Consider the following 13,289-nt stretch of genomic DNA (forward strand, 5'->3'; position numbering starts at 1 on the left):
GATGCGAGGGATGTCAGGTTTGATTTAGTGAGATTCGAGCCAGACGATGGTGTGTACCTGCTCCATGGGTATCTGCAACAGTGCCGGAGCTTTGGAGCTTCTTATAAGCAGATACGAGCTGGTGCGGTAATAGAGCGAGACGACATCGGAGGCCTGCGACTCTTCTCCAGCTATGTGCGTACCGCCCAGTAGCGGAGACAACGACGAGTCCTTGTAGTACAGCCGGACTTGCACCGGATGGCCGCCGCCGACGCTCTGCGGCACCAGCGGATACAGATATATAGCGTAGGAGAGCACGAGGGTGACGAATCCGGAATACACCGTCATCAAAACGAAGAGCGCGGTAAACGATCTTCGCGATTTCGTCTGAACTCCTCGCCACTTCCAGAGACCCTGCCCGGCGACGCTTCCGAAAAGAATGGTGAAGAGACCACAGAGAAAGATGAGATTGAGGCCCATCGTTGCGTGAAATCCCGCGGATCCGCTTGCGCGGAGAAACAGCAGAAGCTCTCCCCAGGTGGCGGCCACGGACAGACAGAAGCCGAATGCGGCGATGGCGATGGCGCGCTTGGGGTTCTTGAAGCCAGCCACCGCCTCTTTCGTGACCGAACCCGCCAGCCGCGGCCAGAGCCACAGCCCGGTGCAGAGCAGCAGCCATACAGGCAGGCCAGCCAGAATGTTCTGGAACTGAAAGGCATCGACGACTGGGCCGTTCAGCCGCGCTGTATGCACCAGGATCACGGTGAAGCCGATGGCGTAAGCTAGGCCCGCCAGCTTCACCCAGTCGGCGATCTGTGTCATCAGGGAGTGGGCCGTTACTGCTGGGGCCGCAGGTGCAGTGACAGGCAAGGTGGCTGGCGGAGCGCTCAAGGGATGTCTCCTGGGGCAGGGAATGGACATCGGGGGCCGGGGTGTCGTGTTCGTCGCCAGCATATCGGCTGAGCAGGGACTGGGCAAGTGTTTTGGCTGGATGGTAGATTCTGACGGAGCCTAAATCGAGGTCCAGGAGAGTGCTTTGCGAGTTCATGTTCTTACGTTGGTTGCATTGGCGGGATGTATCTCCGCGGGTGGACAGATGGCTGCGCCACGGCCGCCGATGGGCTGGAACAGCTGGAACCATTTTGCCGAGCATGTGACGGATGCGGATGTACGGTCTGCTGCCGATGCGCTGGTGAGCACGGGCATGAAGGACGCCGGGTATATCTACGTGAATATGGATGACACCTGGCAGGGCAAGCGCGATTCGCAGGGAGTGCTGCATCCGAACGAGCGCTTTCCTGATATGAAGGCGCTGGGGGACTATGTTCACTCCAAGGGGCTGAAGTTCGGGATCTATTCGTCGCCGGGAGCGAAGACCTGCGGCGGCTATGCAGGGAGCCTGGGGCATGAGGAGCAGGACGCGAAGATGTATGCCGAGTGGGGCGTCGATTACTTGAAGTATGATTTGTGCTCGATGCAGGACCAGATGGCCGATCTGCGCGAGGCACATCCTGAGTCGCCGATGGCGGAGTACGAGATGATGATCGGCGCGTTCAAGAAGATGGGGGACGCGTTGAAGGCCACGGGCAGGCCGATCGTCTATAGCCTTTGTCAGTATGGGATGGATGAGCCGTGGCGCTTCGGGCCGGGCGTGGGTGGCTCGATGTGGCGCACGACCGACGACATCAACGACACCTACCAGCGCATGATGACGATTGCGTATGGACAGGCGGGACTGGGCAAATATGCCGGGCCGGGGCATTGGAACGACCCGGACATGCTGGAGGTCGGCAACGGTGGTATGAACGCGGATGAATACCGCACGCATATGAGCCTGTGGGCGGTGATGGGGGCTCCGCTGATTGCGGGGAATGATCTCAGCAAGATGTCGGATGTGACGAAGAGCATCCTGATGAACCGCGAGGTGATCGCGATCGATCAGGACGCGCTTGGCAAGGGCGGCGACCGCACACTGCAACTCGGCGACTTCAGCGTGTGGGAGCGTCCGCTGAGCGGCAAGCGGCTGGCGATTGCGCTGGTGAACGTGTCGGTTTCGGGACGCGACATCCCGGTGAACCTGGCGCAGATCGGCGTACCGAAGGGCGCGAAGATCCACGACGTCTGGGGGAACAAAGAGCTTCGTCCCGTTCAAGGTGTGCTGAACGAGCGCTTCCCAGGACATGGGGTGATACTGCTGATTGTGTCGGAGTAGAGATGCGGCTAAGAGGGTCGCCGCGGGTCGCATGGCGACCGCCTCTTGCCTAGAGGCAACAACAGGGACAACAGAAAGCGCTGCCGCCGGCGATAGAAGGGATGATGGTGAGTTCGTCGTTCGCGGTGGTCGCGGTTGCCTCGCCTGCGGGCAGGTAGCGGACGTCTTCGTCGTTCAGGTAGACGTTGACGAAGGAGCGCAGCTTGCCTTCCGGCGTGAAGAGATGCTGCTGCATGGCGGGGAATGCGGTGGTCAGCGCGGTCAGCGCGTCGGTAACGGTGGCGGCTTCGACCGAAACAGTGGCCTGCTTATCGGTAAAGGCGCGCAGCGGTGTGGGAATGTGAATCTGCATAGAACTATTATCTCCGATCCAGAGCTTTGGATGAGCGGAGCCGCGTGGTTGACGCAAAATGGCCCGGCAAATGCCGGGCCATTTTGTAATGCGGGTTGGATGGATTGAGTTAGAACTCCAGACGAAGAGACCCTTGCAGAACGCGGGCCGATTGGTCAGCGCCGTTAGGAGTTATGGTACCCGGAATGGCACCAAACTCCTGCGGATTGGCCACCAGGCTCATGTTGTTCTGGAAGCTTGGTGGCGCGAAGTTGGGATGGTTGAGAGCGTTGAAGGCGTCCGCCCGGAACTTCAGGTTGAGCTTGTCTGGAACAACGGTGAAGGTTTTTCCAAGACCGAGGTCAAGAAGGAAGAACCCGGGACCACGGAGGTTATTGCGTGCTCCGAATTGGAAGCCTACAGGGGCGACATAGTCATTGAAGGCTTTGGAGCTGTCTTTGAACGCCGTGACCACGCCGCTTGATTGCTTCGTGACCTTGGCTTTCATATCGCCGATGTTGCCGACGAGTATGGCGGGGTCTTCGTTGGAGTAGCTCATGAGGAAGGCCAGCGAGTTGGCCATATAAGGCAAACCGGTGTGCCAGGTGGGTACGCCGCTGATCTCCCAACCTCCGATAGCCTCGTTTGCCCACCACGGAATCTTGGCGGCAAAGTCGCGACCGCGACCGAAGGGCAGTTGGTAGAGGAATGTGCCATTGACGTAGTTGGTCACGTCAAAGTCAGAGTTCCCGCGGCAGATACGAGGGCGGAGGATATCGCAGAGGAAGCCGTATCCGCCGTAAGCGTAGGAGTTGGCTTTTTGCGAGACGTTGTCGATCGAATGGGACCAGGTGTAGTTGATATCGAACTGCAGTCCGTGACCGGCGTTCTTATGGATGGTGGTGAGCAGGCCATTGTAGTCGGAGAAGCCGCCGTCTGTGAAGAAGGTGTTCTCCGAGAACTGCGAAGCCATGCCGACGTTAGCGGGCAGCAGGCCGAACTGAGACATTAATTCGACGGTATCTGCGACGTCGCCACGTGCCGGGTAAGGCGCGAAGTTGGCCGCGATGTAACCGGTGTTCGTGACGCCGGTTCCGTTGGGATTGAGCACATTCTCGAAGAAAGGCTGTGCTGGAGCTGTGGTGGGGTCAGCGGTTGGGTGCTGGCGCAACCATGTAGTGAGGTTCGCCATGGCCTGGCTCAGCATCTGGCCGGAGGCCTTATCCGGGAAATCGATCAACTGCTCTGCATCCGCCTGACCCAGAAGGCGGCGTCCAAGGCGGTTGACGTAGCTCATCTTGAGGATGAAGCCGCCTTTGAACTGCTGCTCGATGCCGAAGTTGAACATCATGTTGTAGGGGGTTGGCAGGTTGCGGTCGACGGTAATGTTGAATGCGCCGCCTTGCGCGAGTCCGCAGGGGCCGCTCGCGCCGCCAGCGACACCGTTGCAGTTGGGGTCTCCAGGCCCAATGAACGGAGCGTAGGGCTTGGTGATGGCCGGCGCGGTGGGTCCTCCAGGGGCGGGATTGGAGAGTGAAGTGAAGCGTGGATTGTTGAGCAGGGAGAGGTACGCGGAGGATTGCGTTGCCGTTCCCGGGAGACCGAAGTTGACCGAACCCGAGCTCTGGAACAGGTAGGAGTAGCTCGCCTGCTCCTGTAGCAGCGCGTTGATGATGGTTTCGTCGTAGACCAGACCGGCGCCGCCATTGATAACCAGCTTGCGGTCTGCGGTGGGCGTCCAGGCAAAGGCCACGCGGGGAGCGAAGTCCTTGTTGTCTGGGGCGTAGTAGTTCGGTCCGTTGTTCTTCTTTCCACCCAGAGCGTAGGTGATGTACGGGACAGGGGCCGTGCCGCCGGGCAGTGAGTTCGCACCTCCGACGCCAGCTGCGCTCTGTGCGATGCGGGCGTTCATGAAGTCCTTGAAGCTTTCGCTCTGGACAGACTCGATGCCATGGATCTCATAAGGCACCGTGAAGTTCTGGTAACGCAGGCCGTAGGTAAGGGTGAAGGTTGGTGTGACCTTCCAGGTGTCCGAAAAGTAGAACTCGGTGGTGTAGTACTTGAAGGTAGTCTGGAGACCGCTGCCCGCAGGTTGAACGGCGGCGGCGTTATTGTAGTTCCAGGTTTCACTGGCGCTGCCAAAGCGACCGAGCGCGTACACAAAGGCCGAGTCATAGATCGTGGCGCTGGTCTGAGTGACATCCAGATCGTTGGGGCGGAAGTTCCAGTTGCTGGAACCGTTCGCAGGCAGTCCCAGTACGCCACCACCGAGGCCGATGTTGGAGCCGGTGAAATCGCTAAGCGTGGTGTAGTGGGGGGACGGGTACTTAAAGTCTCCACCAATCGAAAGAGTGTGCTTGCCTTTCTGCCAGGCGAAGTCATCACGAACGATGGGTATGGGGAAGTACTCCTTCGAGCCGCCTGGATTGGCGTAGATGTTGTCCAGGAAGGTTCCACCGGTGGGGTCACCGTCATAGGAGAATTCATTCGGGCTGGTCGGCGCATAGGCGACGGTATTGCTGATATTCGCCACCGTCGCACCCCAGATGAGCGAGTTCGACTTGTTCGAGCCAATGGCCCAGTTCCAACCGACGACCCAGGCATGGCTGGTGTCAAGTGCGGGATACGTTTCAGGATCGTTCCCGAACTGGGGAAGGGCAGAAACATGATTGATCTTGTTGTAGGTGACGCGGCCGAAGAACGACTGCTTCGACGTCAGCTTCAGATCCAACCGGCCTACATAGTTATTTTCCTTGTACGGTGTGGGGGAGTTGAAGCGGTAGCCAGCTGTATTCGCCAGATCGCCAACGGTCGTATCGTTTGGAGTGGGGTAGCGAGCGCCAGTGACGCTGAGCAGGGCCTGGTCGAAACCCTTATTCTGCGGGTCGAAGCCAGCCACCTGAGCGGCAGTGATGCTGTCTTTTGTGGCGCTGCTGATATTCGTGAAGTAGGTGATGTTTTGATTCTGGAAGGAGGTAGTGGGAACGGTGCGCACTGCCTGAGCTGCTACCGTATCGCGGCGGCCGTTATAGTCAAAAAAGAAGAAGAGCCGGTCTTTGCCGCTGAAGAGATGCGGGATGGTGACAGGACCGCCAAAGTTGCCGCCAAACTGGTTGCGGATGAGCGGCGAACGTCCGATGCCATCAAAGTTGTTGAACCACTCGTTGGCTTCGAGGTCGGTATCGCGGTGGTACTCGTTGATGTTGCCGTGGAACTTGTTGGTGCCGCTCTTGGTGACGAGGCTGAACTGGGCGCCACCGCCAGCGTTGTCACCCGAAGTCATACCGGCGACTGTGCCGCGAAATTCCTGCACAGAGTCGACCGGTGCATTGCCTGTGATGATGCCGAACGTACCGAATGCCTGATCTGTAACGTCTAGACCGTCTAGGGTGATGCCATTCTGATCGGTACGTCCGCCTGTCGCGTTACCATCCTGGGTCATGCCGGGCTCGGTAGTGAAGAGGGCAGCCGGTGAGTCGCGGAAGCTGACGGGCAGTTCATTGAGGTCCTGCACCTGGACGCTGTTGCCGATGGTGGCGTCCGTAGTGTTCAGGGTGACGTCCTGATTGGCGGCGGAGACTGAGACGGTGGTCTCGACCGAGCCGGCCGGTAGAGCCACATTCTGCGTACGGGTTGTGGAGACGTTCAGGTAAAGCCCCGTCAGCTCAACGGTGGTAAAGCCGGAGTGGCTGACCGTCTCCTTGTATCCAGGACCGGGCGCAACGTTCGTAAACGTATAAGAGCCGGAGCTGTTACTGACGGCCTTGTACACCTTGCCGGTTGCAGTGCTTGTCAGCACGACGTTGGCACCGCTGATGACGGCACCGGTGGAGTCAGTTACCGTTCCGGTCATTCCCGACGCTGATTCCTGAGCGGTAAGGATGGTGGGGGCGAACAGAAGGGTGGCAGATAAAGCTGCAGATACACATGTGCCTACGAGTTTTCGTGTCAACGAGAATCTCCTGGTTTGTGGATAAGTTATAGAAGCTTTAGTAATGGATACGTCGGTGTCCGACAGATGAAGATTTGTAGTGGGGTGAGCAATTCACAGGCCAAAATAGCTCATGCCGCAGAATGAAAGGGTTACGCGATATGATTTTGCATTTCGCTATGCCTTTTTGCATTTTCTCTATGGAAAACAGAATAGTTTTTGCGCAAATGAGCGTGAATTCTTGTAGATTCTGCATAGAAAGCATAGAGCTGTCTTTGCCAGTCTCAAATAGTTGGCAAAGACAGCTCTATGTTTCGATCTGATTGGCGTACTCGTAGGGTGGGTACGCTATTACACAACTAGCTGTTTAGGCGATCTCGAGGGCTTGGGTAGCGAAGGCCTTGTCCTCTTCGGTTGTGCCGGTCAGGAGGAAGCTGTTTGTAATCTGGGCGGTGCCTGTGGTTTTGTCGCCGTCGACCGAGGTGATGACGTAGGCGCAGCCGAACCAGTGGGCTTCGGCGAAGTCGGTGGGGGACCACTGCGCCGGGTGGTCGGGGTGCGAGTGGTAGAAGCCGACGATGTCGAGACCTAGCTTGCGGCCTTCGCGCTGCGCGGCGATCAATTCCTGCGGCGCAATGTGGTATCGGTTGTGTGCCGAGTCGGTGCGGGTGTTGCCTGCGCGCAGCAGGTGCGAGACGGTGAGGTTTTGCTCGTCCGCGGTACCGAGCATGATGCCGCAGCACTCGTTGGGGTAGGTCTCCTCGCCGTGGGCGCGGAGCTGGTCGTAGAGGGCCTGGGTGATGGTGAGGGACACTAGCGGCCTCCGAGCTTCTGGTGCAGGGTGATGTCGGCGGCGATGGGGTCGGCCCAGAATCGTTCGCTGAGGTACTTGTCGGCGGAGTCGCAAAGGATGGTCACGACTGTTGCTTCGCGGCCTGCGGCTGCTTCGGCTTCGGCTACATCAAGCGCGGCAACTGCGGCGGCGGCGGCAGAGACACCCACGAGGATGCCTTGGTTGCGGCCAAGCCACTTGGCCATGGCGTAAGCCCGCTCTGTGGCCATGTCTATGTTCCAGTCGGCGAGCTTGTCGTCGTAGATGGGAGGCACGATGGCCGTGGCCATATGCTTAAGTCCTTCGAGGCCGTTGAAGGGCGAGTCCGGCTGCATGGAGATGCACTTGATGTTCGGGTTGAGCTCGCGCAGGCGGCGCGTGGTGCCCATGAAGGTGCCGGAGGTGCCGAGGGCGGAGACGAAGTGCGTGACGGTGCCTTCGGTCTGCTGCCAGATCTCGTTGCCCGTGGTGTTGTAGTGGGCGCGCCAGTTGTTGTCGTTGCCGTACTGGTCGGCGTAGAAGAACTTCTCCGGGTGCTCGGCGGCGACCTGGCGGGCCATGCGGATCGCACCGTCAGAGCCGTCGGCGGGGTCCGTGAAGATCACTTCGGCACCGTAGGCCGAGAGGATGCGCTTGCGCTCGACCGAGACGTTTGAGGGCATGCAGAGCTGCACAGGGAAGCTAAGTGCCGCGCCGAGCATCGCGTAGGCGATACCGGTGTTGCCGGAGGTGGCGTCGAGCAGGGCCTTGCTGCCTTTGCCCGCGCTGCCGGGGCCGAGAGTGCCAGCGGCCATGGCGGACTTGACGATGTTGGAGGCCGCGCGGTCTTTCACGCTGCCTCCGGGGTTCATCCACTCGGCTTTGCCGTAGATCTTCACACCCGGCAGGTGGGCGGAGAGGCGTTCGAGGCGGACGAGAGGCGTGTTGCCGATGCGGTCGAGGAGGGTGGTTCCGAGCTGCAGTGTTGCTTGTGCTGTCACTGTGGTCATGGCTGGTTGGCTCTTGGCGGAATCACTAGCTTTTAGCTGTGATGCCCATTTTTTCAAGGTGCTGCGAGAGGTGATCGACGTAGTCCGTCGCGAGAGACTTGAGCGTGACCGGGTTTTCCGCACCGATTTTACAAGCGGTGTCGAGCTTGGACTCGGGTAGGTGCGCGATCACATGGGCGAGCAGCTGGTTGTAGGAGTGCCAGAGAGAGGTGAGCATCTGCCACGAGGCGCTCTGAAAGTGCTGGGTGCGCACATTGCCGTTCTGATCGTAGCCGGGGAAGTTGAGCGACGGCTGAAGGGAGGCGCGCACAAAACGCTGATGGTTGTTGGAGGCCGAATCGATCAGGTGGCCAACCAGCTGCTTGCGAGACCAGCCACCGGAGAGCAGCGGCTGTGAGCTTTCGTGTTCATCGACCTGAGCGAATATGGGGCCGGCGGCGTCGATGAGGGTCAGGAGGCGATGGCTAAGTGCTTTCGTCTGGCTGCTCATGGTGGAGGGTCCTCGCTAATGAGTTATAGGTCGATTGAAGCCGCACGGCGGTATGTGCGACAGTGGAGTTAGTTTAACCTGAGTGTACGGGGCAAATGCCCTGAAACGTTTTCCCCATGCGGGGCAGAGAGTTTGAGACAGTATGACCAAGATCAGGAAGATTCCGACGTTCGATGAGGTACTGGCTGCGCTGGGCAGTGAAAGATTCGATGTCAGCCCTGCCACGGAAGGTGCAAACCGTTCTGCGGGTGCGTATCGAGTGAGCAAAGGCCAGTGCGCGGCAGAAATTGCTCCAAGCAAAGAGGCAGGCAAGCCGGCGCGGCTGATGTCTCAGGGCGGATGGCTGCTGGGGGGCGAGATCGCCCATGTGCTCGACCGCGGCTACCAGAAGTTCCTGAAGACCAGCAAGCTGGAGATACCTGCCACGGCAGATCATCTTCGGGCGATCCACCAGTTCGACGAGGATTTGATGGCGGCTACGGGCGGACAGGTCCTGTACAACCAGGCGATGGGCACCACCAGCGATAGCTATCTCTATGACCGTGTGAAGGGCAGAGAGTAACTGCTCGCTATCGTCTGCGTAAACTGCTGCGCTGGAACTCGCGATAGGCCTCGCTTTTGCCGATGCCGCGGTTCTTCGCAACCTGCTTGAGCGCATCTTTTTCGGAGAGATTTTGAGTTTTGATCAGGGCCTGAACCTCGTCTGCGAGGCTCAGGCCCTTTTCGCTGGTCTCGGTGGTGAGGATGCCATCGATCAGGAGGACCATCTCGCCGCGGACGCTGGGGCGGGCAGATAAGGTGGCCAGGAGTTCGGCAGCGGTGCCGCGCAGGAACTCTTCATGAAGCTTCGTCAGTTCGCGCGCGAGAGTGATGCGCTGCAATGGGCCGAAGGTGGCGACGATGTCCTCGAGCGCTCCGAGGATGCGATGCGGCGTCTCGTAGAAGATGTGGGTCGCTTTCTCTTGTCGCGAGCGTAGGGCTTCGAGTGTGCTGCGGCGCTGGCCTTCTTTCGAGGGCAGGAAACCGTGGAAGGTGAAGCTTTCGGAGGGCAGGCCACTGGCGATCAGAGCGCTCAAGGCGGCGTTCGCGCCGGGGATGGGGTAGACCGTGATGCCGGCCGCGATAGCGTCGGTGGCGATGGTGGCGCCTGGATCAGCGATGCCTGGCATGCCCGCGTCAGAGACGATGGCGATGCGGCCGCCTGTTCTGAGGGTCTCGATCAGCTCGCTGGAGCGGGACTGCTCGTTGTGCAGGTGGTAGCTGACGGTGGGTGTGCTGATGCCGAAGTGCGAGAGCAGCTTGGCGGTCTGGCGGGTGTCCTCGCAGGCGATCCGATCTACTGAGCGCAGCACTCGCAACGCGCGCAGGGTGATGTCCTCGAGGTTGCCGATGGGCGTGGCGACGAGGTAGAGGCCGGGGGCCAGCGGGATGTCAGGAGTGTCGTTCTCGGGCACCATAAGGAACCTAGGACTGCTGTTGCGGCGGCGTCGGACGCAGGAGTTTTACCTGCTGCACGGCGCGGGGCAAAGATTGCGGCGTGATGATGCCGATCATGCGATCGTTTTCAATGACGGGGATGAACTCTGTGGAACCTGCAATCGAGGCGCGACGAAGAGCTTCGGTGAGCTTTTCATCCGGCGAGGTAAGAGCGAGGTTGCGGCTCATCGCGCCTTGCAGGTAACTGTCGCCGTCGACCAGCAGGCGCTCGGCGATCGTCTGGCGCGCGATGGAGCCGACCAGCCGGTTGCCGCGCACGACAGGGAAGATGTCATGCAGGCTGTGTACGGCGTTGTCGAGCGCGTGACGCAGGGTGTCGGAGCTGGAGAGGAGGGTGTATTCCGTCAGCATCACCTCGCGCACCAGGATGGCGTCGTGGTCGTTACCTGTCTGCGCATGACGGGCGGTGACCTGCGTATAGAGCAGCACGAAGAGGCCGAGCACCGAGATCCAATAGATCACCGGAAAAGCGATGCCGAGGATCATCATCGCCGCTGCGATGAGGTAGCCGGGGCTGATGGCCGGGCGCCTGCGGCCAACGGTCTTCTGGGCGGTCCCTTGCGCTGCATCGGATGAGCCCGACCGCAGAATGCGGCGGGTGGGCACGGATGGCAGAAGGCTGACAAACCCTAAAAGCAGCTGCGTCCAGAACGTGCTGCGCAGAATATGGTGCAGGTCGATCCATGGCTGCGCGAAGAATGTTACATGGGGATCGAAGGCGAGGCTGAAGACCAGGATGATGCCGCCCATGATGAAGTTGGCGACGGGACCGCTGATCGTCACCCACCGCGTTCCGTTGCGTCCGGCGTTCAGCGTGGCGACGTCCCCTGAACTGAAGGCCATGACGCCGCCGATGGGCAGCAAGAAGACCGCGCGCAGGTGAAGACCGTTATAGGCAGCGGCGGTGGCGCGGGCCACCTCGCGCACCAGGACGGCGAAGCAGAGAGCCAGCCAGAGAGCAAAGCCCCGGGTGAGGCCGTGTGTGAAGGCGACCGAGAGCGTCAGCGCGAGCACGAGCAGCAGAGGGAATGAGATATGCACTCGCACATCGACACCGAGAAAGCTGCCGATTGGCAGAGAAGAACGAAGCATGTGGTTATTGTAGCGATGTAGAGAGCAAAGACCGGCATCGGAGGCTGATACCTTCAAGAGTGATGAGAGTCATTGCGGGAGAGTTTCGGTCGCGCGTTTTGCAGGCCCCCAGGGGCATGTCCACGCGACCAACGAGCGATAAGCTGCGGGAGACGCTGTTCAACGTACTTGGACCGCGCGTGGAAGGCTCGCGCTTTGTGGATTTCTATGCGGGCTCGGGAGCTGTGGGAGTCGAGGCTCTAAGTCGCGGAGCGGAGTTCTGCTGGTTTGCAGAGAAGGCTCCGGCGGCACTGGCAGCCATCAAGGCGAATCTTCAGATGCTGAAGATATCCAGTGGATACGCTGTGGAGAACCGGGGCGTAAAGCGGCTGCTCGAGGAGCTGCTCACCAAGGGAATGACGGCCCAGATCGTGTTCCTCGACCCTCCCTACGAAGAAGTCGAAGAGTATCGTCACACGCTGAGCACGCTGGGACGGAACGCCAGCATCCTGCTGGCAGATGACGCAGTCATCGTGGCTGAGCACGCGAAGAAGCAGCCGCTTGAGGCCAGATATGGCGCATTGGAGCGGTATCGTGTGCTTGAACAAGGCGATGCTGCTTTGAGCTTTTACTCCGTTGGAGAATAGAGAAAGAAGCTAGGCCGGGTGAGCGGCCAGGAACTGCTTATAAAGGGTGTCGAGACCTTTCATGTATGCATCGACGAGGATGAGTTGACCTTGCAGAACCTCGATTTTTTCTATGACAGCCTTCGCATCTTCCTTTGATGGCGGAGATCCGTCATCCGGGTCATTGACGAAGTGGCCAATGGCGACCATTGAGTCACGCCCTGCCTGCTCCTCGCTGGCAGTGAGGATAGACTGTTGCGCGTAGATGCCGGCGTAATCTCTGGCTAGATCGTAAGGTATGTAGGAGAGCGCACCAGTGGATTGCGCGGTCTTCCAGCTTACGTCGTCGAAGGTGACGACGCGGAAGTCGACCTTCATGGTTTTGTCCGGGGGATTCTGGCCAGTCTTGGCAATGAATTGAAGAATACTCACGTCTTTCTTGAGCGTGGCCTGCCGCTTGTGCAGATCGTCCAGGACACCGTCTAGACCCTCGGCATTGCTCTTGATCTCTGCGTGGAGACCCGTCTCTGCGTCGTGAGCGAGGTGCCGATGGTGCTGCCATTCGACAATGCCTTCTAGCGAGAGCGCGATCAACAGGCCGATGGTGATGGTGATGAGGTGAAGCAGAAAGTCGCGCCAGCCGTGTACAGGCTCGTGGGGTGGATGAACATCAAGCACCGGGGTCACCTCAGTGGGATTCATTGTGGTCTAGCGTAGCAAAAGCGAGCGAGAAATAGGCTTAGACTACGTAGCCGCCACCTTCGTGTTTGCCGCTCTCGAGGTCGATGCTGAAGGGGACTTCTTTGTCGCTGGGCAGATTCCAGCCCGTGCCGTGGAGTCGCCCGTTCTTCACGCCAGAGATGGTGACGCCCTCCCACGTGAGCCGCTGGGTCTGCCAGCGGAGACCGTTGGCGCCGATCGCGGCGACGGTGTGGAAGCCGGCAAGGAAGAGCAGGCCGTTTGCGGGTGCTGCGTAGAGTTGAGTCACCGGCTGCAAAGGGACGTGGAGGCAGCGGCTTGGGTTCAAGGTATCTACCAGGTAGGCATAGCCACCGGCGAGTGCTAGTAGATCGTCTGGACGGGGGCAGGCGTAGACGCCGGAAGGCAGTGTGGTGTCTTTGAAGCCAAGCGCGCAGGTGGCGAGGAAGTTGGCGCCGATCATCGGCTTTACATCGAGTAGCAAAGCGCCGCGCTTCATGGCGTCCTCTTCGCCAGGGATGTGCATGGGGTAGGTGAACTGGCGGGCCGGCGCGATGAGCGGAGGTTTGCTGAGCGTGGTCGCTGTCCAGTTGTAGAGAAAGCCGTCTTGATTCGAGCCCATGGTCCTGCCT

The 13,289-nt window shown here is 59.7% G+C and carries 13 protein-coding genes; 3 read left to right on the top strand and 10 right to left on the bottom strand.

Annotated elements, in window-relative coordinates; translation table 11 throughout:
* Positions 1-24: 24 nt before the first annotated feature.
* Complete coding sequence (locus tag OHL14_RS01315; RefSeq protein WP_263377502.1) at positions 25-870, bottom strand: hypothetical protein; 846 nt, start codon at positions 868-870, stop codon at positions 25-27.
* Between the two features lie 145 nt (positions 871-1,015).
* Here OHL14_RS01315 and OHL14_RS01320 point away from each other — a divergent pair, with 145 nt between their 5' ends.
* Positions 1,016-2,191, top strand: a complete 1,176-nt coding sequence (locus OHL14_RS01320; protein WP_263377503.1) for a glycoside hydrolase family 27 protein — start codon at positions 1,016-1,018, stop codon at positions 2,189-2,191.
* Positions 2,192-2,240: 49 nt separating this feature from the next.
* Here the strand turns inward: OHL14_RS01320 and OHL14_RS01325 are convergent, their stop codons facing one another.
* The 5 genes from OHL14_RS01325 to OHL14_RS01345 form a co-directional block, all read right to left on the bottom strand.
* The gene (locus OHL14_RS01325; protein WP_263377504.1) at positions 2,241-2,543 is read right to left on the bottom strand and encodes a MoaD/ThiS family protein; all 303 of its coding nucleotides are present in this window, start codon (positions 2,541-2,543) and stop codon (positions 2,241-2,243) included.
* Between the two features lie 109 nt (positions 2,544-2,652).
* Entirely contained in the window at positions 2,653-6,474 is a 3,822-nt protein-coding gene (locus OHL14_RS01330; RefSeq protein ID WP_263377505.1) for a TonB-dependent receptor, read from the bottom strand.
* Positions 6,475-6,820: 346 nt separating this feature from the next.
* A complete protein-coding gene (locus tag OHL14_RS01335) occupies positions 6,821-7,267 on the bottom strand; it encodes a M67 family metallopeptidase (protein WP_263377506.1) in 447 nt (148 codons plus the stop codon).
* On the bottom strand, positions 7,267-8,274 hold the full coding sequence (locus tag OHL14_RS01340; RefSeq protein ID WP_263377507.1) for a PLP-dependent cysteine synthase family protein: 1,008 nt from the start codon (positions 8,272-8,274) through the stop codon (positions 7,267-7,269). Before OHL14_RS01340 ends, OHL14_RS01335 begins: the two co-directional genes overlap by 1 nt.
* 25 nt (positions 8,275-8,299) lie before the next feature.
* Positions 8,300-8,764 carry a DinB family protein gene (locus tag OHL14_RS01345; protein WP_263377508.1) on the bottom strand — a complete coding sequence of 155 codons (465 nt, stop codon included), beginning with the start codon at positions 8,762-8,764 and terminating at the stop codon, positions 8,300-8,302.
* A gap of 142 nt (positions 8,765-8,906) precedes the next feature.
* On the opposite strand from OHL14_RS01345, the gene OHL14_RS01350 reads away from it, so the two are divergent.
* Complete coding sequence (locus OHL14_RS01350) at positions 8,907-9,326, top strand: hypothetical protein (RefSeq protein WP_263377509.1); 420 nt, start codon at positions 8,907-8,909, stop codon at positions 9,324-9,326.
* A gap of 7 nt (positions 9,327-9,333) precedes the next feature.
* Here OHL14_RS01350 and rsmI read toward each other — a convergent pair whose 3' ends face one another.
* Positions 9,334-10,221: a 16S rRNA (cytidine(1402)-2'-O)-methyltransferase gene (gene rsmI / locus OHL14_RS01355; protein ID WP_263377510.1), complete on the bottom strand. Its 888-nt coding sequence runs from the start codon at positions 10,219-10,221 to the stop codon at positions 9,334-9,336.
* A 7-nt stretch (positions 10,222-10,228) separates the two neighbouring features.
* Positions 10,229-11,353 carry a CBS domain-containing protein gene (locus OHL14_RS01360; RefSeq protein ID WP_263377511.1) on the bottom strand — a complete coding sequence of 375 codons (1,125 nt, stop codon included), beginning with the start codon at positions 11,351-11,353 and terminating at the stop codon, positions 10,229-10,231.
* Positions 11,354-11,415: 62 nt separating this feature from the next.
* Between OHL14_RS01360 and rsmD the strand changes: the two genes are divergently transcribed.
* The gene (gene rsmD / locus OHL14_RS01365) at positions 11,416-11,979 is read left to right on the top strand and encodes a 16S rRNA (guanine(966)-N(2))-methyltransferase RsmD (RefSeq protein WP_263377512.1); all 564 of its coding nucleotides are present in this window, start codon (positions 11,416-11,418) and stop codon (positions 11,977-11,979) included.
* Positions 11,980-11,988: 9 nt separating this feature from the next.
* Here the strand turns inward: rsmD and OHL14_RS01370 are convergent, their stop codons facing one another.
* Together OHL14_RS01370 and OHL14_RS01375 are read right to left on the bottom strand one after the other, a co-directional pair.
* The gene (locus OHL14_RS01370) at positions 11,989-12,660 is read right to left on the bottom strand and encodes a hypothetical protein (RefSeq protein WP_263377513.1); all 672 of its coding nucleotides are present in this window, start codon (positions 12,658-12,660) and stop codon (positions 11,989-11,991) included.
* 37 nt (positions 12,661-12,697) lie between these two features.
* A complete protein-coding gene (locus OHL14_RS01375; protein ID WP_263377514.1) occupies positions 12,698-13,279 on the bottom strand; it encodes a hypothetical protein in 582 nt (193 codons plus the stop codon).
* Between the last annotated feature and the right edge of the window lie 10 nt (positions 13,280-13,289).

The organism is Granulicella paludicola, assembly GCF_025685545.1.
In the GTDB taxonomy this organism is placed as follows: domain Bacteria; phylum Acidobacteriota; class Terriglobia; order Terriglobales; family Acidobacteriaceae; genus Granulicella; species Granulicella paludicola.

What these genes read in the sequence shown, in the direction of transcription:
- OHL14_RS01325 (WP_263377504.1), bottom strand. Translation starts at nt 2,543, where the DNA reads ATGCAGATTCACATTCCCACACCGCTGCGCGCCTTTACCGATAAGCAG.
- OHL14_RS01340 (WP_263377507.1), bottom strand. Translation starts at nt 8,274, where the DNA reads ATGACCACAGTGACAGCACAAGCAACACTGCAGCTCGGAACCACCCTC.
- OHL14_RS01345 (WP_263377508.1), bottom strand. Translation starts at nt 8,764, where the DNA reads ATGAGCAGCCAGACGAAAGCACTTAGCCATCGCCTCCTGACCCTCATC.
- OHL14_RS01350 (WP_263377509.1), top strand. Translation starts at nt 8,907, where the DNA reads ATGACCAAGATCAGGAAGATTCCGACGTTCGATGAGGTACTGGCTGCG.
- rsmI (WP_263377510.1), bottom strand. Translation starts at nt 10,221, where the DNA reads ATGGTGCCCGAGAACGACACTCCTGACATCCCGCTGGCCCCCGGCCTC.
- OHL14_RS01360 (WP_263377511.1), bottom strand. Translation starts at nt 11,353, where the DNA reads ATGCTTCGTTCTTCTCTGCCAATCGGCAGCTTTCTCGGTGTCGATGTG.
- rsmD (WP_263377512.1), top strand. Translation starts at nt 11,416, where the DNA reads ATGAGAGTCATTGCGGGAGAGTTTCGGTCGCGCGTTTTGCAGGCCCCC.
- OHL14_RS01370 (WP_263377513.1), bottom strand. Translation starts at nt 12,660, where the DNA reads ATGAATCCCACTGAGGTGACCCCGGTGCTTGATGTTCATCCACCCCAC.
- OHL14_RS01375 (WP_263377514.1), bottom strand. Translation starts at nt 13,279, where the DNA reads ATGGGCTCGAATCAAGACGGCTTTCTCTACAACTGGACAGCGACCACG.